Below are 18510 nucleotides of genomic sequence, written 5' to 3' on the forward strand. Positions count from 1 at the left end.
CTGCCGGCTTGTCTCTGTGTTTGCTGCGTTGCGGGGCTTCGGCCAACAGCTGGTGCGTGCCGGCCTTCAGCTGTTGTTGTTGGTGGCCTTGGTGTTTGGCTTGAGCGCTTGTGGGGGCACCCCCTCAGGCCTCACCGGCACCTATGTGGATGACACCGTCAGCGTGGCTAAGAGCCTGCTGAGCACCATCGCTCCAGAGGACGGTCAAGCCAGCAGCGAGCAGCAGCAGCAAGCGCGCGATCTGATCAACGAGTACATCTCCCTGTATCGCCCCAATAGCCGCGTCAATGGTTTGGCCTCCTTCACCACCATGCAAACGGCGTTGAACTCCCTGGCCGCCCACTACGCCAGTTACAACAATCGCCCGCTGTCTGACGACCTGCGCGCCCGTCTGGAAAAGGAGCTCCACAAGGCTGAGCTCAGCGTCGTCCGCGGCAGCTGATTTTTTGACGCGGGGGTGGTTGATCTGAAAAAATCGCGGATTGTTCGGATTGCGGCCCTGAGTCGCCCTTGCTTTGGCCAACGTTGTCGTCATCGGTGCTCAATGGGGTGACGAGGGCAAGGGAAAGATCACCGATCTGCTCAGCCGCTCTGCCGACGTCGTCGTGCGTTATCAGGGTGGTGTCAACGCCGGGCACACCATCGTTGTTGATGGTCAAGTGCTCAAGCTGCACCTGATCCCCTCTGGAATCCTTTACCCCGACACCACCTGCCTGATTGGATCCGGCACGGTGGTCGATCCCAAGGTGTTGCTGGGCGAGCTGGCGATGCTGGCCAGCAACGACATTGACGCCAGCGGCTTGAAGGTGGCCTCCACCGCCCATGTGACGCTCCCGTATCACCGCCTGCTCGATCAGGCGATGGAGCAACAGCGCGGCAACCAGCGCATTGGCACCACCGGCCGTGGCATCGGCCCCACCTATTCCGATAAGGCTGAGCGCAGTGGTCTGCGCATGATCGATCTGCTCGATGAGCAGCTGCTGCGCGAGCGACTGCAGGGGCCTATCGCTGCGAAAAACCTGCAGCTTCAGAAGCTCTATGGCCTTGAGCCCCTCGATGCCGAGGAGGTGATTGCCGAATACGCCGACTACGGACGCCGCCTCTCCAGCCATGTGGTGGATTGCACCCGCGCCATCCATGACGCTGCCCGGGCACGCCAAAACATCCTGTTTGAAGGGGCCCAAGGCACCCTGCTGGATCTCGATCACGGCACCTATCCCTATGTGACGTCCTCCAACCCTGTGGCTGGTGGTGCCTGCATTGGTGCTGGGGTTGGCCCAACCCTGATCGACCGGGTGATCGGAGTTGCCAAGGCCTACACCACCCGCGTCGGTGAGGGGCCCTTCCCTACTGAGCTGGAGGGCAGCCTCTCGGACCACCTTTGCGATCGCGGCGGCGAGTACGGCACCACCACGGGCCGCCGGCGCCGCTGTGGCTGGTTTGACGGGGTGATCGGCCGCTATGCGGTGGAGGTCAACGGCTTGGATTGCCTGGCCATCACCAAGCTGGATGTGCTCGATGAACTCGATGAAATCCAGGTCTGTGTGGCCTATGAACTCGATGGTCAGCGGGTGAATCATTTCCCCAGCAGCGCCTCGGAGTTCGCCCGTTGCCAGCCAGTGTTTGAAACCTTGCCTGGCTGGCAAACCTCCACCGCGGATTGCCGCAGCCTTGATGACTTGCCGGAGAAGGCGATGTCGTACTTGCGCTTTTTGGCAGATCTGATGGAGGTGCCCATCGCGATCGTGTCCCTGGGTGCCAGCCGCGATCAAACCATCGTGGTGGAGGATCCCATCCACGGACCCAAACGAGCACTGCTCAGCGCATGACCACCACCCCTTCAGCTCTCGATGTCGTTGGCATCGGCAACGCCATCGTTGATGTGCTCTCTGAGAGTGACGACGGTTTTCTCGATCGCCAGGGCCTGAGCAAGGGCACCATGGCTCTGGTGGATGAGCAGCAGGCCGAGGCTCTCTATGGCGCCATGGGCCCGGGCGTTGAAACGTCTGGTGGTTCAGTGGCCAACACCATGGCGGCCATCGCCCAGCTCGGCGGCAGCGCTGGCTTCATCGGCCGCGTGCGCAACGACCAATTGGGCAGCATCTTTGCCCACGATTTGCGGGCCACCGGTTGCCTGTTCGACACCCCTGCTGTGCAGAGCGGTCCTTCGACAGCCCGCTGCATGATCCTCGTCACCCCGGATGCGCAGCGCACCATGAACACGTTCTTGGGGGCGTCGGTGCATCTCGATCCCAACGACATTGATCTGTCGATGGTCCGTCGCGCCAAGGTGCTCTACCTCGAGGGCTACCTCTGGGATGCCGAAGAAGCCAAACGCGCCTTTGTGGCGGCGGCCTCCGAGGTCAAAGCCAATGGCGGTCAAGTGGCCTTGAGCCTGTCGGATCCCTTCTGCGTGGATCGCCACCGCGACAGCTTCCGAGACCTGGTGGAAAACCACGTCGACATTCTGTTTGCCAACGAAGCCGAGATCATCAGCCTCTATCAGGCCTCCAGTTTTGAAGAGGCCGCTCAGCAGGTGCGTCAGCACTGCCGCTTGGCTTGCTTGACGCGCAGTGAGCAGGGCTCATGGGTGCTGGAGGGTGAGACCACCCACGCCATTGCCCCGTTCCAGTTGGGCGACTTGCGCGACACCACTGGTGCTGGTGATACCTACGCCGCGGGCTTCCTGTACGGCTACACCCAGGGCCTGGCGGCTGATCAGTGCGGCCAAATCGCTTCACTCTGCGCCGCTCAAGTGGTGACGCAGATGGGCCCGAGGCCCCAGGTCTCCCTCAAAGAGCTGGTGCAGAAGCATCTCCCGGCCCTGGCTGTTTGAGGCTGCTGGTCAGCCAGCTGCCGTAGGCCTCTGAGCACTGGCCTGACAGCACAATCCACTCCGGTACGTCGTAGCTGTGGAGCTGGTGCAGTGCGATCTGCAGTGCGTCTAGTTGATCGGCACTGGTCTTGATCAACAGCTGCACTTCGCTGTCTCGCTCGATGCGGCCCTGCCAGTGATACAGCGACTGCTGCGCCTGCAAGGCGATGCAGGCTGCGAGGCGTTGCTCCAGCAACTGGGCCGCCAGGGCTTCAGCGTTGGCTTGGTTGGCTTCGGTGGTGAGCACCACGACCAGATTCACAGGGCAATCCTCATGGCGGCCATCCCAGCCTGGCGAGCAACGGTTCGATTTCCAAGCCATGGGGATCACGGCTTTCGGGTCTGGCCAGCAGCAGCAGTTTCAGGCCCATGGCTTGGCAGATTCGATGCCATTGCTGCTCCGGTGGTCCGCCCGATTGACGGGCCAGCACCGCCGTGATGCTCCAGCGCCGGCAGAGCCCTGCTTCCACCGATCCCTCCAGGCTGCTACTGGTGTGCGGCCGCAGGCAGGCAATGCGCTCAGCCGGTAGGCCCAATTGCAGCGCCTGGCCCAAGGCGCTAGCCGACGGCAGCAGCCGCACAGCATGCTCGCGGGCCCGGCTGAAGCTCAAGGCTGCAGCGAGTTCGCGGGCGCCCAGGGCCAGCAGCAGGCTGTCGCGCTCCAACGGCTGATCGGCCAGGTCTTCAAGCCGCTCCAGCACGGTGGCCCCTGGGCTGTTGAACATCGGCCGCTGCAGCCGCAGTAGCGGTTGGCCCAGGGCCTTGCAGGCCTTGGCCACGGCGGGATGAATGCTGCGGGCAAAGGGGTGCGCCGCGTCCACCACCCAGCGGCAGGGCCATTGGGCGAAGGCGTTTTGAACCGCTGCCTCATCGCCCAGGGCACCTACCTGTAGCTCGAGTGCAGGGTGAGCCGGATACGCCCGTGTGGCCGTGCTGCTCACCACGCTCACCCGCAGCTGCCATCCACGCCGCAACAACTCGGCGGCCAGGGGCGGCCCTTCCCCGGTGCCGCTGAGCAGCCAGATGCGCTGCTCATCCATGGCACTGGCTCCACTGGCTTGCATGGGTGAGGATGGGCGCCACAACGCCGCGATCGACGTGAATCACTGCCTGCTCGAGGTGGAAGTGCTGGGGGCGCCCACGATCCGTTACACCCAAGACAACCAGATGCCGATTGCCGAGATGCAGGTTCGCATCGATGGTTTGCGGGCCGAAGATCCTTCTGGTGAGCTCAAGGTGGTGGGTTTTGGCAGCCTGGCTCAGGACCTGCAAAGCCGCGTGCAAGTAGGTCAACGCTTGGTGCTCGAAGGCCGGCTGCGTATGAACACCACGGCCCGCGCCGATGGCATCAAAGAGAAAAAAGCCGAATTCACCCTCTCCCGCATGCACCCGTTGGCTGGTGGTGGAGCCCCGGCTCCAGCCCCCAGCGCCGCCTCTGCGCCTGCCGCGGCTCCAGCTCCTCAGGCCGCCCCCGCTCGCGCCTCTGCTCCTGCTGCAGCTGAAGCACCTAGCTGGAACACCGGCCCGCTGGTGGACCTCCCCGACGATGAGATTCCCTTCTAAGCAGGGAATCAAGGCTGAGAGATGTGCTGACTGGTTTGATCCAGGAGCTGCCCGAGTTCGCGCTCGAGAGCAGCCAGATCAAGTCGTAGTTCGGGCCACTGGCCCTGGTCCAATTGGCGCAACAGCCAACGCCGGTCTTGCTGCAATTGGTTCAGCAGCTCGGCTGGCGTGGTCTCGGCGTCGCTCATGGGCCTTGGCTTTTCGCCATTATTTTCGCTCGCCTTACGGGAAGATGACGCGATGAAGGATTTGTTCTCTCCAGGCTCGCTGCTCACCGTGGCTGGTGCCATGCTCACGGTGATTGGTTCGGTGGCCTATGCCACCGACTCCCCCAACGTAAGTTTGCCGACGATTTTCTATGGCATCCCCATCTTTCTGGGTGGCTTGGCGCTCAAGTCTTCCGAGCTGCCGCCTCCTGTTCGGCTGACACCGGCGGCTCAGTTCAGTGAGCTGCGCGACTCCACCGGCACCAAAGAGCAGCTCAAGCTGCTGAAGGATGTGGTGCGCTGGCGCTATGGCCAAAAGGCTCACCTGGAGAGTTCCTTGGAAGCCCTCAAGCTCTGGGATGAGGAGAATCCGCCCCAACTGCAGAGCATTGCCGAGTACGACCACGGCGGCCGCTACGCCCTGGAGATGGTGTTTGAGTTGGGCGATGTGCCCCGTGAGCACTGGCATCAGAAGGCCGACCGGTTGGGGCGCTTTTTTGGGCCTGGCTTGGAGGCGAGCCTGGAGGATGGAGAGGCTGATCTGCTCATCGTGCAACTGCGTCAGCCATGTCCCTAGAGCCAGCCATGACAACACCGGATGTCTTGCGGGTTGAGGTCCTCAGCGAGGCTCTTCCTTATATCCAGCGTTTTCGTGGTCGCCGTGTGGTGATCAAGTACGGCGGAGCCGCCATGGTCCGCGAAGACCTGCGTGATGCGGTGTTTCGCGATGTGGCTCTGCTGGCCAGCGTTGGCGTCGAGCCGGTGGTGGTCCATGGCGGTGGTCCTGAAATCAACCAGTGGCTCAATCGCCTCTCGATCGAACCGGTGTTTCAAGAGGGGCTGCGGGTTACCTGCCCCGACACCATGGACGTGGTGGAGATGGTGCTGGTTGGCCGCGTCAATAAACAGATCGTCAATGGCCTCAACCGCGTCGGTGGCCGGGCGGTGGGGTTGAGCGGCGCCGATGGTGGCCTGGTGCAGGCCCGAACGCATGGCGATGGGTCTTTGGGATTGGTGGGGGATGTGGCCCAGGTGGATCCCTCGGTGATCATTCCGCTGCTTGATCAGGGCTACATCCCGGTGATCTCAAGCGTGGCCCCGAACCATGAGGGCCAGCCCTACAACATCAATGCCGACACGGTGGCGGGTGAATTGGCCGCGGCGATGGATGCCGAAAAACTGATCCTGCTGACCGACACTCCAGGCATCCTGCGGGACCGCGATGATCCCGAGTCATTGATTGATCAGCTCAGCCTGTCGGAGGCGCGCGAGCTGATTAATGATGGGGTTGTGGCAGGCGGCATGGTTCCCAAAACGGAGTGCTGCATTCGCGCGTTGGCCCAAGGAGTGCGGGCGGCCCACATTCTTGATGGCCGCGTTCCCCATTCCTTGCTGCTTGAGGTGTTCACCAACTCAGGAATCGGCACGATGGTGTTGGGAAGCCGCCAGCAGGGCTGAGGCCATGGACCAGGCGATCAAGGCCGCTGAAAGCGCGTTGGGTTGCGGCGAATACCGGCGGGTGTTGCAGCTGCTGGAGCCCTTGGCTGCCGAGTTGCCGGTCACCATGAAGCTTGGCGCCGAGGTGCGCCTGCTGCAGGCCACAGCCCATCAGGGGCTCGGCGATGCTGAGCGAGCCAAACAGAGTTGCCGTGCTGCCGCCCAGTGCGGTGATGGGGAGCTGCGCCGGCAAGCCCGCGCCCTGTTGGCCGTGCTGGAGGCCCCAGTGCTGCAGGTGCCCTCCGATCGCACGGTTCAGCTGCCGCAGCTGGGCTCAATGCCGGCCCTCGAAGGTGTGGCCAAAGCCGGTCGCCGCTCGCGCCGACGCCAAACTCCGCCCCCACCAGCGCCGCCGCCGGTGGGACGCACCCGCTCACCGGCTGGCTTTGCCGCCCTAGCGATGGCGGTGCTGATCGGGCTGACGCTGCTCATGGCCGGATGCGTTCGCGTCGACACCGATTTTCATTTCACCTCTCCAGGCCGGGTGGTGGTGGAGCAGCAATTGCAGGGGACCACAGCCAGCCGCCAAAAGCCTGTGCTGTTGGGCTTGCAGGAGCTGGCGCCCTGGTTGCAAGAGCAGGTCAGTGGCGCCTCGGAGCTGATGGCCGAGGAGCTGCCGCAGCCGCAGCTGCAGTGGCGCGAGCGCAATTGGTTGCTGGGCGTGCAGCAACAGATCCAGCTTGATTGGGATCTCTCCATGCTCGATCCGGTGCCTGGCCTGGAACTGCATCTGCACTTGCATCCCTTTGGCTCGGCGGCGGTTCGTCAAGCTGAGCCCCCCGTTGAGAACGAGTCATCTCAGCAACTGGATTGGCAGCCCCAACCCGGTGAGGCCAATCACCTGCTGTTGCGCTGTTGGCGCTGGAGTGGCCTGGGCCTTGGCAGTGTTGCGGTGCTGCTGCTGTTGCTGGTCAGCCTGCTGTTGCGGCAGTTCCAAGCTGGGCAGCGCGCTTAGAGCTCCAAGGGGTCTGGATCGATCGCCAAGTGCACGCCGCGGGGCAGCAGCTTGCGCAATTCTGTCTCCGGCGGCAGCGGTAAGTTGGAATTAGCTGGGCCTTGCAGCAGCAATTGCCAGCGGCTGAGGCCGGCCACCTTGGAGCGTGCTGCCGGGGCAGGGCCAATCACCAACCAGCCCGCGGCTTGCAGTTGCGGGCCGATGGCTTCAGCGATGGTGGTGGCGGTGCTGGCTGTGAGGCTGGCGGCAGGGCCGGCCAGACGCAGGATGCAAGCGCGGCTGTAGGGCACCAGTCCAGCCCCCTGCCGCACGCTGGCTTCCTCTTCCAAAAAGCGCCCGTAGCGCCCATCGATCAGATGGCGGATCACCCGGTGATCAGGGCTGTAGGTCTGCACCAGCACCTCGCCGGGCCGTTCCCCGCGGCCAGCGCGGCCGGCCAGTTGCAGCATCAGCTGCAGGCTTTCTTCGGCAGCGCGCACATCGGGCCGGTGCAGCTGGCCATCAGCCGCCAGCACGGCCGCCAAGGTGACGCTCGGTAGATCCATGCCTTTGGCCAGCATTTGCGTACCTACCAGTACATCGGCTTCGCCAGCGGCAAATTGCTGCAGCAGGCGTTGATGGCCGTCGCGTCCGCGGGTGGTGTCGCGGTCAAAGCGCAACAGCCGCACTCCTTCGAGCTCTTGCTCGAGGGTGTCCATCACCCGCTGGGTCCCAGCGCCAAAGGGTTTGAAGGCCGTGGATCCGCAATGGCCGCAGCGATCACTGATCTCCTGGCGGTGATCACACCAATGGCAGCGCAGCCAGCTATCACCGCGGCTGTTGCGATGCACCGTCAGCGATACATCGCAGTGGGGGCACATCACCACCTCACCGCAGCTGCGGCAGCTCAAAAAGGTGCTGTAGCCGCGGCGCGGCACCAACACCACCGCCTGCTCCTGCCGCTCCGGCAGTTGCATCAGCCGGTCCAGCAGTGGGAGGCTCAGTAGGCGCCGGTGGCCGCTGGCCAGCTCTTGGCGCATGTCCACAACATGCACTGGCGGCAGGGGGCGCGCGGCGATGCGATCACGCAGCTCCAGCAGCCCCATGGCTGCGTTGTCTTGTTGGGTTAATAACCAGTTCTCCAGGCTCGGGGTGGCGCTACCAAACAGCAGCCGCGCCCCCTCCAGTTCCATGCGGATCCGGGCCACATCTCGGGCGTGGTAGCAGGGCATCGGCGATTCCTGCTTGTAAGAGCTGTCGTGCTCTTCATCCAGCACGATCAAGCCCAGCTGGGGCATCGGCAAAAAGATCGCCGAGCGTGTTCCCACCACCACGTTGGCCCCGCCTTGGCGGCAGCGGCGCCACGCCTTGATGCGCTCACCATCGCTGAGGCCCGAGTGGAAGCTGATGACGCGATCACCAAAACGCTGGCGGCAGCGCTGCAGCAGCTGAGGCACCAGGCCGATTTCAGGAGTGAGCAGCAACACGCTTTGGCCCTGCTCGAGCACGTGCTGGCAGCAGCGCAGGTACACCTCGGTTTTGCCAGATCCAGTCACCCCCCACAGCAGCCATTGGCGGATCTCGGGTTGTTGCTGCCATTGCTGTAGGGCCTGCTGCTGCTGCGCGCTGAGCTCAGGCGGCTCTTCCTTCAGCTCAACTTGGCTGCCCACGAGGGCGGCCTCGTCTTTCAGCAGCGTTGGCGTCAGCGCAATCCATTGTTTGCTGGCCAGGGTTTTCAGCAGGGCCCGGCCAAAGCCTTGCTCCACCAATTGGGTGACGGGCTTGGGGCCATGGGTCTCGAGGAGATCGAGCAGCGTTTGCTGGCGTTGGGTAGGTGAGTCGCCAGGGGGCGGAGGCTGCAGGCGCTCGGCCACCAACACGCTGCGCCCATGGCCGCCGCTCTGGCGACGGTGCCCAAGCCAGCCATTGGGCAATGCTGTTTTCAGCACCTGAAAGCTGGAGGTGTGGCAGCGCTGCGCCACCCCCTCGAGCATCTGCTGCCACAGGGGATCAACAGCGGCGGTCTCTAACCGCTCCAGCACAGGGCTGAGCGCAACACCCTCTGGCACATCAGCACCCTCCGCGCTGACAATGCCTGTATGCAGCTGGCCGCGGAGTTTGACGCGCACCAGATCGCCAGCTTGAAGCGGTTCAACCCCGCTGGCGTCGTAACTGAGCAACCGCCCGCTGCGGCCGGCCTCCACCCAAACACTGACTGAAACCCGTTCCCCCACGTCTGGTTTGGGAAACGGCGCAAACAATCATCCTCCAGCAGTCAAGCCAAGCTTGCGCAACCCACACCCATTTCTTAAGATGGATGAGTTGGGCTGGTAACACAGCCGTCGGAACACGACAGAGTTCCGTCCAGAGGGAAGACACCGAGGAGCTTCTGCTCAGGGTCTGCGATCACCCCTGACAACCCTGTCACTCCGACATTTTTGTCGTCTTGTACCCCAGATCACTGCTGTTGCGCAGGCGCGTTAGTCGCATGTGCTCGGCGTAATGAGACGCTTTCCCGTCTCTCTTAGCCCTTCGTTCGGTTCGATCGCATGCCCGTAGCTGCTGCCGCTAAGTCCACAACCGCTGTCGCGGAAGCCACCGAAGCCAAGCCGGTGAAAGCCAAGGCCGCTCCCAAAGCCAAGGCTGCTCCCAAAGCCAAGGCAGCCCCTAAGGCCAAGGCAGCCCCTAAGGCCAAGGCTGCTCCCAAAGCCAAGGCAGCCCCTAAGGCCAAGGCTGCTCCGAAGGCCAAAGCCGAGCCTCAGGCTGAAGTTGCTGTCACGACCACCGTCGCGAAAGACGGCAAGGCCGCCAAGCTGCCCAGCATCAAGATCGGCCCGAAGGGCGTCTACACCGAAGACTCCATCCGGGTGTATCTGCAGGAGATCGGCCGCATCCGCCTGCTGCGCCCTGATGAAGAGATTGAGCTGGCCCGCAAGATCGCCGACCTGCTTCACCTCGAAGAGCTGGCTGATCAGTACGAGGAAGACCACGGCAAATATCCCGACAACCGCGAGTGGGCTGTCCTGGTCGACATGCCCCCCATCAAGTTCCGTCGCCGCTTGATGCTCGGCCGCCGGGCCAAAGAAAAGATGGTGCAGTCCAACCTGCGCCTGGTGGTGTCGATTGCCAAGAAGTACATGAATCGGGGCCTGAGCTTCCAGGACCTGATTCAAGAAGGCAGCCTCGGCTTGATCCGTGCGGCTGAGAAGTTCGACCACGAGAAGGGCTACAAGTTCTCCACCTACGCCACCTGGTGGATTCGTCAGGCCATCACCCGCGCCATCGCCGACCAGTCGCGCACCATCCGCCTGCCGGTGCACCTCTACGAGACGATCTCTCGCATCAAGAAGACCACCAAGGTGCTCTCCCAGGAGTTCGGCCGCAAGCCAACAGAAGAAGAGATCGCTGAATCGATGGAGATGACCATCGAGAAGCTGCGCTTCATCGCCAAGTCAGCTCAGTTGCCGATTTCCCTGGAAACACCAATCGGTAAGGAAGAGGACTCACGTCTCGGCGACTTCATCGAAGCCGACATCGAGAATCCCGATCAAGACGTGGCCAAGAATCTGCTGCGTGAGGACCTCGAAGGTGTGCTCGCCACCTTGAGCCCCCGTGAGCGTGATGTGCTGCGTCTGCGTTATGGCCTCGACGACGGCCGCATGAAGACCCTCGAAGAGATCGGTCAGATCTTCGATGTGACCCGTGAGCGCATCCGCCAGATCGAAGCCAAGGCCCTACGCAAGTTGCGTCATCCCAACCGCAACGGCGTGCTCAAGGAGTACATCAAATAGTCAGCGCCATTCGCGGACGAGATCTCATGACCCCTGCTTCGGCGGGGGCTTTTTTGTGCTGTTGACCAGTTGCAAGCGAGGTCAATGCAATGTTTGTTGCCATCGTTGGTGGAGGTGATGGCAGGTTGCCTTGGAGCTTCGCCGCGATCTGGGGCTGAGAAGTCTCACCTTGGCCGTGGTGACCGGCACGATTGGCTCGGGTTGGTTGCTGGCCTCCTATTTCGCGGCGCGTAGCGCCGGTGCCGCCAGTTTGCCGGCTTGGTTGATCGGTGGTGCGATCGCCTTTTTGTTGGCGCTGGTGTTTGCTGAGCTGGGTTCGCGCATCAATAGCTCAGGCGCTTTGGCGCAGATTCCTTTGCTCAGCCATGGCCGCTTGTCGGGCTTCATCGGTGGCTGGAGCATCTGGATCACCTACCTCTGCGTGCCAACCATTGAGCTGTTGGCGATGATCGACTACCTCGCCAGCAGCGTGCCTTGGCTCACCAAAGATGCTGGCGACGTTCAGGTGCTCAGCGGTTTGGGTTTGGCGGTGGCCATCGCCTTGATGCTGCTGTTCACCTGGATCAACTTGCGTGGGGTGGCCAGCCTGGCGCGCTGGATTGATTCGATCACGATCTGGAAATTGATCGTGCCGTTGGTGGTGGCCATGGTCTTGATGGCGCTTAGCCGCCATTGGGGCAATCTCACCATTGCTGTGGGCACGCCAACCGCAGGTGACACCAGCACCGGGCTTCTTGCTGCTGTGGGTAGTGGTGGGATCTTGTTCTGTTTGCTGGGGTTTCGCACCGCCGTTGATTTGGCCGGTGAGGTGCGCAACCCGCAGCGCAATGTGCCGCTGGCAATGGCACTCGGTTTGGGTATCAGCCTGCTGATCTATCTGGTGCTGCAGCTTTCCTTTCTGGTGAGCGTGCCGCCTGATGTGCTCACTGGTGGCTGGGCCAACCTCAGCCTCACGCAGCACGGCGGGCCGTTGGCGGCGCTCGCCATCGGTCTTGGCTTGGGCTGGATGGTGGTGATCCTGTTGATTGATGCCGCGCTTTCCCCCAGCGCCACTGCCATGGCCTATCTGGGGGTCTCCGCTCGGGTCAGCTGGATGATGGGTCGCTGCCAGCTGCTGCCAAAATCCTTTGGGCACACCAATCGCCGCGGTGTTCCCGATGTTTCGATCATCGCCAGCTTGTTGGTTGGCTCTGCGATGTTGCTGATTGGGGCTGGATGGCAACAGGTGGTGTCGTTTTTGACGGCAGCGCAGATGATTGCCCTGGCCATGGGGCCCCCAAGCTTGTTGGCCTTGCGCCGGCAGCTCCCCAACGAAACGGGCCACTTCGTGGTGCCGTGGGGAACGGCAACATCCGCATTGGCCTTTATTGCAGCCAGTTGGGCAGCGATGTGGTGCGGCCGTGTGGCGCTGCAGGGGGCCGTGCTGGCCATTGGGGCGCCGAGCTTGATCTATGCCCTCTATTGCTGGCGGCGCGGGGCAACGATTGAGATGCGATCGGGGGCTTGGTGGGCCCTGTATTTGGGTGTGTTGCTGCTTGATCTGGAGCTCTTCAGCACCGGGCAGCCCTTGGAGCTCGGCACCATCGCCCATCTGCTGGTGCTGGCAGGGCTATCGCTGTTGGTGCTGCCGATTGCGGTGCGCACCGCCTTGCCTCAGGTGTCTCCGGATGCTCTGACCAATAGGCTCGATTCATGAACCTCGACGACTTCCGCGGGCTGCGCACAGCTCCAGAACTCAGTGCAGAGCAGCGCCAATCGCTGCAGGCCCAGTTGCGTGATCGCCTCAGCGCCTGTGAGTGGTTCACCGTTGGCGTGATGGCTGCCAGCGCAGACGAGGCCATTGCCGCTTTGCGTCAGCTCGAGGCCGCCTTGGGTTGGGATGCGCTGAGCCTCGGCGGCGAACCCTTGCCCGAAGGCGGTGTGTTCCTCAAAGGAAACCAACGCAACGGCACGGCCATGGTGCGTGCCGAAGCCGGCTTGGGCTTGGGAATCTTGATTAGTGGTCAAGCCCCCAGCAACCCGGATGCAGAAGACACCTGGGGCCCGTTGCCGCTGGATTTCTTTGCTGCTGAAGCAATCGGTGGCTAGCCGCCTTCAAAGCTGTCGGTGAAATCTTGGAAGGCCTGCTTCAGGCGCTCCAGAGGAGACGCTGCCTGGGGCACCTCTTGTTTGCTCTCTTCGCCGTATTGCGACAGCAACGCTGCTGCCGGCTCGAGCAATGAGGCGACGGCGCTTTTAAACACCACCAGATCCTGCTGCGGGGTGAGCTGATCCAAGAACGGTTGCAGCGTCCAACCGCCTTCGTGTTCTTGCACCACACGCGGGCGGAGCAGTTGAAATGCCGGCTGCCCGTCGCGGTCGCTGGTGTGCCGCAGCCGCGCGATCAGCACGGTGCCACTGCTCATCAGCACCAACTTGATCGTGCCTTCCGCCAGTAAAGGGATGGGTGCTTGCAGTGGCGCAGGAGCCTGCGCTGCAGCCCGAGCCGGGGTGGACTGAACCCCTTGAACCACCGGGCCAGGCATGGCGGATGCAACAACTGTTGCAAAGCGTATCGACGCTGGAGCTGTTTTGTGCCTGGATCCAAGGGCCTGCTGCGTAGGGTGGAGAGCGCTCGAGGGCTGCTGCAGCGCCCTGTTCCCCCTGCATGACGGCCTCTTCTTTGCGTATTGCCTCTCGCCGCAGCCAATTGGCGATGGTTCAGACCGAGTGGGTGCGTGATGAGCTCGCCAACGCTCACCCCGGTCTGGAGATCAGCATCGAGGCGATGGCCACCCAGGGCGACAAGATTCTCGATGTGGCCCTGGCCAAGATTGGCGACAAGGGACTGTTCACCAAAGAGCTAGAAGCTCAAATGCTGGTGAACCGGGCTGATATCGCTGTTCACAGCCTCAAAGATCTGCCCACCAATCTTCCAGAAGGGCTGATGCTCGGCTGCATCACCGAGCGGGAAGATCCTGCCGATGCCCTGGTGATGCATGCCAAAAACAAAGATCTCACCCTGGCCACCCTGCCTGAGGGTGCCGTGGTGGGCACCAGTTCTTTGCGCCGTTTGGCCCAGCTCAAGTACCACTACCCGCACCTCACCTTCAAAGATGTGCGCGGCAATGTGATCACCCGCCTCGAGAAGCTGGATTCCGGTCAGTTCGATTGCTTGATCTTGGCGGCAGCTGGTTTGGGCCGCCTTGGCCTGGGTGATCGCATCCATGAGCTGATTGATCCTTCGATCTCCCTGCATGCCGTGGGCCAAGGCGCCTTGGGGATCGAATGCCGCGATGGTGATGCGGCTGTTCTCGAGCAAATCAAGGTGCTGGAGCACCGCCCCACCTCCCTGCGTTGTTTGGCCGAACGCGCGTTCCTGCGCACCTTGGAAGGTGGCTGTCAGGTGCCGATCGGCGTGAACACCCGTTTTGAAGGAGATGAGCTGGTGCTCACCGGCATGGTGGCCAGCCTTGATGGCAAACAACTCATCCGCGACGAGCTCCGCGCGCCTCAAGATCAGGCTGAGGACCTGGGCAATCGCTTAGCTGAGTTGCTGCGCAGCCAAGGTGCTGGCGAGATCCTCGCCAAGATCTTTGCTGAAGCCCGCCCTGAGGCTTGATGGCATGACAAGCGGTCCTGCAGCCGAGCAGCTCAGGAGCTACTTGCATCAAACCCGTCTGCTGAATTCGATCAGCAGCGCGCTGTATTTCGATCAAAACACTGTAATGCCAGCGGCTGCAGCCAGCTGGCGCGGTGATCAATTGGCCCTGCTGGCAGCCCAAGCGCACCAGCGTCAGAGCTGTCAGGACTATGGCGATCTATTGGAGGCCGCTGAAGCTGAAGCCACTGGCGCCAGTCAGTCCAGTGCTGATATCGCTCATCAGCGCAACCTGGCGTTGCTCCGCCTGCAGTTGGAGCGCAACCGCTGCCAAGACAAGGAGCTTGTCGCTGCCTTGGTGCGCGCCCAATCCCATGGCAATGCCGTTTGGCAGGAAGCCAGGCGGCTGAACGACTTCAGCCTGTTTGCTCCGGCCCTCGAGCACATCATTCAATTGCGGCTCGAGCAGGCCACCCAGCTCAAGGCGGCTGAACCGGTTGAGCGCAGCCCTTGGGAAATCCTGGCGCAACCGTTTGAACCCGACATCAGCAAGCAGCGGCTTGAGGTGCTGTTTGATCCATTGCGGCAGCTCTTGCCGGCGTTGCTGGCGCGAGTTCCTGCCGCTAACGGGCCTTCTGCGGAGTTGCCGGAATCGCTGCAGGAGCAGCTCAGCGCTGATCTGCTCGAGAGCTGGGGTTACGACGACCAGCGCTGCCACCGCTCCCGCTCAGCCCATCCCTTCTCCTGCACCTTGGGCCCGCAGGACTACCGCATCACCACACGCGTGGTGGCCGGTCAACCCTTCTCCTGCTTTTTGGCCACAGCCCATGAATGGGGCCATTCGCTTTACGAGCAGGGCCTGCCCCACGACCAGCCCCATGCGTTCCCTTGGCCGTTGGGTGATGCCACATCCATGGGGGTGCATGAATCCCAATCTCTGTTCTGGGAGTGCCGCGTGGCGCGCAGCGAAGCCTTCGCGCGCCGCTGGCATCCGCGCTTCTGCCTCGGCTTGGGTTCTGACCCTTGGGGCGCTCCTGAGCGTTTCTGGAAGGCGCTCAATCCCTTGCAGCCCGGCTTGATCCGTGTGGAAGCTGATGAACTCAGCTACGGGCTGCACATCGTGCTGCGCTACGAGCTGGAGCTGGCGTTATTGGAGCAGGGGCTGCCGGTGGCTGAGCTGCCGGAGCGTTGGAATCAGCGCTTTGCCGAGCTGCTGGGTCAACGCCCCAACAGCGATAGCAATGGCTGCCTGCAAGACATCCATTGGGCCGAAGGCCTCTTTGGTTATTTCCCCTCCTATGCCCTGGGGCATCTGATCAGCGCCCAGCTCAGCGAAGCCATGGAGCGAGATCTGGGATCCCTGCCCGAGCTCATTGCCAGCGGGCAAGAGCAGCAGCTGCGCCAGTGGCTAGCAGCACGGGTCTGGCTCCTGGGCCGCTCGGTGAATGGGGAGCAATTGGTGCAGCAGGTCAGCGGAGAGCCGCTCAGTGCTGCTCCCTTCCTGCGTTACCTCGAGGAGAAAGTCGAGCGTTTGCTCAGCGTTGAGCCTGCGTGAGCTCATGCAGGGCGCAGTAATCCAGCCCATCAATCGCATCGCCCTGGGCTTGCTGCAGCAGCTCCAGGATTCCTTGCAGTCCTGAAGCATCCAGCCCGGCCTGCTGGCTGGCTTGCAGGAACAGGCCGAGGTCTTTGCGCAGCAGTGCCGTACTGAAGTTGGGGTTGTCATAGTGCTGATCCAGCATCCGCTCCAGTTTTTTGTCGTAGGTGGGGGCATAGACCGCGGATGGCCGCAGCACCTCCATAAAGTCCTCAACCGCCACCCCTTGCGCCTGCACCAAGCGCAGGGCCAGCGAAAACCCATGGGTGAGGCTGGCGATCAATTGATTGAGGGCCAACTTGCTGGCCATGCCACTGCCCACAGGACCCATCAGCCGAGGTTCGGCTGACAGCGTTTCCAAGATCGGGCGTTGGCGCTCAAACAGTTCAGCGCTCCCGCCTGCCATCACCAGCAAGCTGCCTTTCAGGGCCTCTGGCCGGCTGCCCAGAACCGGGGCCTCCAGGTAGGTGCCGTGTTGAGCCTTGATCTGCTGCTCAAGTGCCTGGCTTTCGGCAATGGCCATGGTGCCCATGCCCATCACGCAGCTGCCTTCAAGCTCGCCGAGCTGTTGCAGCACCGCCGCGCTGGCCGGGCCATCGCGCAACACGCTGATCACCGTGTCGCAATCAGAGGCCCCATCAGGCAGTGAGCTGATGGCTTGGCCGCCGGCCTCCAGCAGTGCTTGGCATTTCTCTGGGGTGCGATTCCACACTTTCAAGCTGTGGCCTTGCTCCAGCAGCCTGCGGCCGATGGCAGCGCCCAGCAGGCCAGTTCCAAGCAGTGCAATGCGGGCCATGGGGCGAGATGTGACAGTGATGTGACAGCAGACGCATTCCCCCGCAAATCAAGCCTCTAGGGGATGCAGCTCAGACGCACGTTTGGCGAAGAGTAGTCCTGCGTTTCATCACAGCTATGCGCTTGCTTCGCTTTGCTGTCCCCTTGGCGGGAACCCTGAGCTTGCTGGCCAGCAGCTCGCTGTTTGCCGCTGCTGAGGCTCACCCCAATCACCATTGGCAGAACCGCCGCGCCGCCCTGCAAGAGATGCCTGTGGTGCGCGACTACCCCGATGGCTATGGCACCGCTGCCGAACTGCCGGTGCGCCGAGCTCCATTGCGGAGCGTTGCCCGCAGCGCTCAGCTGCTTGATCCTCAGGCGGCTCAACGGCGCTGCAACATCGGCCGCTTGATCGGCGGCCTGGCTGGCGGTGGCTTGGGCTATGCCGCCTCACGCCAAGACGGCCGCGCTTGGGCGATTCCGTTGGGTGCCCTATTGGGCTCCCAGGTGGGATGTCCGGTGGCCCAGGGCCAGGGACCCTTTGGTGGGCTTGGTTATTAATGGCTGGCTAGAACCGGCCTAAAGCTGCATTGGCTTGATGGCCGCCCATTTGCTCAGCACAACCGAGTGCGACGCCCTGCTGGCTCAACGGCCCCACTGGTCTGTGCAGCAGGGCAAGTTGCACCGGGATCTGCAATTTGCTGATTTTTCTGAGGCTTTTGGCTTCATGGCGCGGGTGGCGCTGCTGGCCGAAGCCATGGGCCATCACCCGGAATGGAGCAACGTTTGGAACCGGGTCAGCATTGATTTGGTCACCCATGACTTGGGCGGTATCTCCAGCCTTGATGAACAGATGGCTGAGCGCATTGATGCCATGGCCGCCGGCTGATCAGGCAAACCATGCAGTTCCGCGTCGATGCTGAGATTCAAGCGTTAACCCGGGATCTGCAAGCCCTGGCCATGGATCACCGCATTGTGGTGTGCACCAACAATCGCCCTTATGCGATTGCGATGGCCACCAGCTTTGCCTGGGCCAGTGCCAGCCATCCCGGCCAACTCCTGGGTATTTGCACCAAACCGGCTGAGGCGTTGGCGTTGCTGCCTGATGAAGCCCAGCCGGTGTTGGCGTTTGTCAGTGAGCATCTCGATGACGGTTCGGGTTTGGAGCTAGTCAGCCAGCTCAAAGCCCATGCCCCTGCAGCTGGTGCCATGGCCACCGTGCTCACCTTGGAATCGCTGGATGCCGCGACGGTGCGCCGGGCATGGCAAGGCCCAACCGATGCCTTGTTGACGCAGCGCGGCCTGCAGGTGTCGGTGCTTGTCTCCGCTTTGGAGGCGTTGATGCAGGGATTGCGCTACGCGGGCCCGGTAGCCAGCCACGTCCTGCGCGATAGCCCTGAGCGTTCTGCTCAAGATCTCAGCAGCCGGGAGCACAGCGTTTTGGAATTGGTGTGCGAAGGCTTCACCAACCGCGAGATTGGCCAGCACTTGCACATTGCTGAATCAACCGCGCGCGGCCATGTGCAGGCGATTATCGGCAAGCTGCATGTGCGTGATCGCACGGCTGCTGCAGCTGAAGGTGTTCGCCGCCATTTGGTGGATTGATCCGGCCAATCTGAGTGTTAGCTGAGAGCGGTCTGTGTGATGGCTTTGATATGACCAAAGCCATCTGAAAACCCTTCATTTGGAGGGT

At 62.5% G+C, this 18510-nt stretch carries 21 protein-coding genes; 15 read left to right on the plus strand and 6 right to left on the minus strand.

What is annotated here, in order from left to right:
• Positions 1–16 precede the first annotated feature (16 nt).
• The 3 genes from psb27 (at position 17) to SynMINOS11_RS04540 (ending at position 2836) form a co-directional block, all read left to right on the plus strand.
• Positions 17–442 (plus strand): photosystem II protein Psb27, encoded by a 426-nt coding sequence (psb27, locus tag SynMINOS11_RS04530; protein ID WP_186550113.1) that lies wholly within the window; start codon positions 17–19, stop codon positions 440–442.
• 73 nt (positions 443–515) lie between these two features.
• Positions 516–1829 (plus strand): adenylosuccinate synthase, encoded by a 1314-nt coding sequence (locus SynMINOS11_RS04535; RefSeq protein WP_186550115.1) that lies wholly within the window; start codon positions 516–518, stop codon positions 1827–1829.
• The gene (locus tag SynMINOS11_RS04540; RefSeq protein WP_186550117.1) at positions 1826–2836 is read left to right on the plus strand and encodes an adenosine kinase; all 1011 of its coding nucleotides are present in this window, start codon (positions 1826–1828) and stop codon (positions 2834–2836) included. The genes SynMINOS11_RS04535 and SynMINOS11_RS04540 overlap by 4 nt, the downstream gene beginning before the upstream one ends.
• Here SynMINOS11_RS04540 and cutA read toward each other — a convergent pair.
• Together cutA and SynMINOS11_RS04550 are read right to left on the minus strand one after the other, a co-directional pair.
• Positions 2793–3137, minus strand: coding sequence for a divalent-cation tolerance protein CutA (cutA, locus tag SynMINOS11_RS04545; protein ID WP_370586186.1), 345 nt, complete (start codon positions 3135–3137; stop codon positions 2793–2795). The genes SynMINOS11_RS04540 and cutA overlap by 44 nt on opposite strands.
• A gap of 10 nt (positions 3138–3147) precedes the next feature.
• Entirely contained in the window at positions 3148–3915 is a 768-nt protein-coding gene (locus SynMINOS11_RS04550) for a precorrin-6A/cobalt-precorrin-6A reductase (RefSeq protein WP_186550121.1), read from the minus strand.
• Here SynMINOS11_RS04550 and SynMINOS11_RS04555 point away from each other — a divergent pair.
• The gene (locus SynMINOS11_RS04555; protein ID WP_255445493.1) at positions 3914–4438 is read left to right on the plus strand and encodes a single-stranded DNA-binding protein; all 525 of its coding nucleotides are present in this window, start codon (positions 3914–3916) and stop codon (positions 4436–4438) included. The genes SynMINOS11_RS04550 and SynMINOS11_RS04555 overlap by 2 nt on opposite strands.
• A gap of 8 nt (positions 4439–4446) precedes the next feature.
• Here SynMINOS11_RS04555 and SynMINOS11_RS04560 read toward each other — a convergent pair whose 3' ends face one another.
• A complete protein-coding gene (locus SynMINOS11_RS04560) occupies positions 4447–4626 on the minus strand; it encodes a hypothetical protein (protein ID WP_011935301.1) in 180 nt (59 codons plus the stop codon).
• A gap of 52 nt (positions 4627–4678) precedes the next feature.
• Here SynMINOS11_RS04560 and SynMINOS11_RS04565 point away from each other — a divergent pair, with 52 nt between their 5' ends.
• The 3 genes from SynMINOS11_RS04565 to SynMINOS11_RS04575 are packed head-to-tail and all read left to right on the plus strand — an operon-like array spanning position 4679 to position 7096.
• Complete coding sequence (locus SynMINOS11_RS04565; protein ID WP_186550712.1) at positions 4679–5221, plus strand: DUF2854 domain-containing protein; 543 nt, start codon at positions 4679–4681, stop codon at positions 5219–5221.
• Positions 5212–6102 carry an acetylglutamate kinase gene (gene argB / locus SynMINOS11_RS04570; RefSeq protein WP_186550124.1) on the plus strand — a complete coding sequence of 297 codons (891 nt, stop codon included), beginning with the start codon at positions 5212–5214 and terminating at the stop codon, positions 6100–6102. Before SynMINOS11_RS04565 ends, argB begins: the two co-directional genes overlap by 10 nt.
• 4 nt (positions 6103–6106) lie before the next feature.
• Entirely contained in the window at positions 6107–7096 is a 990-nt protein-coding gene (locus SynMINOS11_RS04575; protein ID WP_186550126.1) for a DUF3153 domain-containing protein, read from the plus strand.
• On the opposite strand, the gene priA is transcribed toward SynMINOS11_RS04575, so the two are convergent.
• Complete coding sequence (gene priA / locus SynMINOS11_RS04580; protein ID WP_186550128.1) at positions 7093–9336, minus strand: replication restart helicase PriA; 2244 nt, start codon at positions 9334–9336, stop codon at positions 7093–7095. The genes SynMINOS11_RS04575 and priA overlap by 4 nt on opposite strands.
• 288 nt (positions 9337–9624) lie before the next feature.
• Between priA and rpoD the strand changes: the two genes are divergently transcribed.
• From rpoD to SynMINOS11_RS04595, 3 genes are all read left to right on the plus strand, one after another.
• On the plus strand, positions 9625–10866 hold the full coding sequence (gene rpoD / locus SynMINOS11_RS04585) for an RNA polymerase sigma factor RpoD (RefSeq protein ID WP_186550130.1): 1242 nt from the start codon (positions 9625–9627) through the stop codon (positions 10864–10866).
• Positions 10867–10996: 130 nt separating this feature from the next.
• Positions 10997–12562 (plus strand): APC family permease, encoded by a 1566-nt coding sequence (locus SynMINOS11_RS04590; protein WP_186550132.1) that lies wholly within the window; start codon positions 10997–10999, stop codon positions 12560–12562.
• The gene (locus SynMINOS11_RS04595; RefSeq protein ID WP_186550134.1) at positions 12559–12954 is read left to right on the plus strand and encodes a DUF1824 family protein; all 396 of its coding nucleotides are present in this window, start codon (positions 12559–12561) and stop codon (positions 12952–12954) included. The genes SynMINOS11_RS04590 and SynMINOS11_RS04595 overlap by 4 nt, the downstream gene beginning before the upstream one ends.
• On the opposite strand, the gene SynMINOS11_RS04600 is transcribed toward SynMINOS11_RS04595, so the two are convergent.
• The gene (locus SynMINOS11_RS04600) at positions 12951–13391 is read right to left on the minus strand and encodes a DUF6561 domain-containing protein (RefSeq protein WP_186550136.1); all 441 of its coding nucleotides are present in this window, start codon (positions 13389–13391) and stop codon (positions 12951–12953) included. The two genes, SynMINOS11_RS04595 and SynMINOS11_RS04600, sit on opposite strands and share 4 nt — an antisense overlap.
• A 122-nt stretch (positions 13392–13513) precedes the next feature.
• Here SynMINOS11_RS04600 and hemC point away from each other — a divergent pair, with 122 nt between their 5' ends.
• Together hemC and SynMINOS11_RS04610 are read left to right on the plus strand one after the other, a co-directional pair.
• Entirely contained in the window at positions 13514–14467 is a 954-nt protein-coding gene (hemC, locus tag SynMINOS11_RS04605; RefSeq protein WP_186550138.1) for a hydroxymethylbilane synthase, read from the plus strand.
• 4 nt (positions 14468–14471) lie between these two features.
• Positions 14472–16001 (plus strand): carboxypeptidase M32, encoded by a 1530-nt coding sequence (locus SynMINOS11_RS04610; RefSeq protein ID WP_186550139.1) that lies wholly within the window; start codon positions 14472–14474, stop codon positions 15999–16001.
• On the opposite strand, the gene SynMINOS11_RS04615 is transcribed toward SynMINOS11_RS04610, so the two are convergent.
• Positions 15982–16839, minus strand: a complete 858-nt coding sequence (locus tag SynMINOS11_RS04615) for an NAD(P)-dependent oxidoreductase (protein WP_186550141.1) — start codon at positions 16837–16839, stop codon at positions 15982–15984. The genes SynMINOS11_RS04610 and SynMINOS11_RS04615 overlap by 20 nt on opposite strands.
• 116 nt (positions 16840–16955) lie before the next feature.
• On the opposite strand from SynMINOS11_RS04615, the gene SynMINOS11_RS04620 reads away from it, so the two are divergent.
• From SynMINOS11_RS04620 to SynMINOS11_RS12900, 3 genes are read left to right on the plus strand one after another with little or no spacing between them, the layout of a single operon-like run.
• Positions 16956–17378 carry a hypothetical protein gene (locus SynMINOS11_RS04620; protein ID WP_186550143.1) on the plus strand — a complete coding sequence of 141 codons (423 nt, stop codon included), beginning with the start codon at positions 16956–16958 and terminating at the stop codon, positions 17376–17378.
• Between the two features lie 37 nt (positions 17379–17415).
• Entirely contained in the window at positions 17416–17706 is a 291-nt protein-coding gene (locus SynMINOS11_RS04625; RefSeq protein WP_186550145.1) for a 4a-hydroxytetrahydrobiopterin dehydratase, read from the plus strand.
• 11 nt (positions 17707–17717) lie between these two features.
• Entirely contained in the window at positions 17718–18422 is a 705-nt protein-coding gene (locus tag SynMINOS11_RS12900; protein ID WP_255445494.1) for a helix-turn-helix transcriptional regulator, read from the plus strand.
• The last annotated feature ends 88 nt before the right edge of the window (positions 18423–18510 follow it).

The sequence above is a fragment of the Synechococcus sp. Minos11 genome (assembly GCF_014279855.1).
Classification (GTDB): Bacteria; Cyanobacteriota; Cyanobacteriia; order PCC-6307; family Cyanobiaceae; genus RCC307.

Coding starts and splice junctions, on each gene's coding strand:
- argB (WP_186550124.1), top strand. CDS start 5,212: ATGTCCCTAGAGCCAGCCATGACAACACCGGATGTCTTGCGGGTTGAG.
- SynMINOS11_RS04575 (WP_186550126.1), top strand. CDS start 6,107: ATGGACCAGGCGATCAAGGCCGCTGAAAGCGCGTTGGGTTGCGGCGAA.
- hemC (WP_186550138.1), top strand. CDS start 13,514: ATGACGGCCTCTTCTTTGCGTATTGCCTCTCGCCGCAGCCAATTGGCG.
- SynMINOS11_RS04620 (WP_186550143.1), top strand. CDS start 16,956: ATGCGCTTGCTTCGCTTTGCTGTCCCCTTGGCGGGAACCCTGAGCTTG.
- rpoD (WP_186550130.1), top strand. CDS start 9,625: ATGCCCGTAGCTGCTGCCGCTAAGTCCACAACCGCTGTCGCGGAAGCC.
- SynMINOS11_RS04600 (WP_186550136.1), bottom strand. CDS start 13,391: ATGCCTGGCCCGGTGGTTCAAGGGGTTCAGTCCACCCCGGCTCGGGCT.
- SynMINOS11_RS04595 (WP_186550134.1), top strand. CDS start 12,559: ATGAACCTCGACGACTTCCGCGGGCTGCGCACAGCTCCAGAACTCAGT.
- SynMINOS11_RS04540 (WP_186550117.1), top strand. CDS start 1,826: ATGACCACCACCCCTTCAGCTCTCGATGTCGTTGGCATCGGCAACGCC.
- SynMINOS11_RS04565 (WP_186550712.1), top strand. CDS start 4,679: ATGAAGGATTTGTTCTCTCCAGGCTCGCTGCTCACCGTGGCTGGTGCC.
- SynMINOS11_RS04625 (WP_186550145.1), top strand. CDS start 17,416: ATGGCCGCCCATTTGCTCAGCACAACCGAGTGCGACGCCCTGCTGGCT.
- SynMINOS11_RS12900 (WP_255445494.1), top strand. CDS start 17,718: ATGCAGTTCCGCGTCGATGCTGAGATTCAAGCGTTAACCCGGGATCTG.
- SynMINOS11_RS04555 (WP_255445493.1), top strand. CDS start 3,914: ATGGCACTGGCTCCACTGGCTTGCATGGGTGAGGATGGGCGCCACAAC.
- SynMINOS11_RS04560 (WP_011935301.1), bottom strand. CDS start 4,626: ATGAGCGACGCCGAGACCACGCCAGCCGAGCTGCTGAACCAATTGCAG.
- SynMINOS11_RS04610 (WP_186550139.1), top strand. CDS start 14,472: ATGACAAGCGGTCCTGCAGCCGAGCAGCTCAGGAGCTACTTGCATCAA.
- SynMINOS11_RS04550 (WP_186550121.1), bottom strand. CDS start 3,915: ATGGATGAGCAGCGCATCTGGCTGCTCAGCGGCACCGGGGAAGGGCCG.
- SynMINOS11_RS04615 (WP_186550141.1), bottom strand. CDS start 16,839: ATGGCCCGCATTGCACTGCTTGGAACTGGCCTGCTGGGCGCTGCCATC.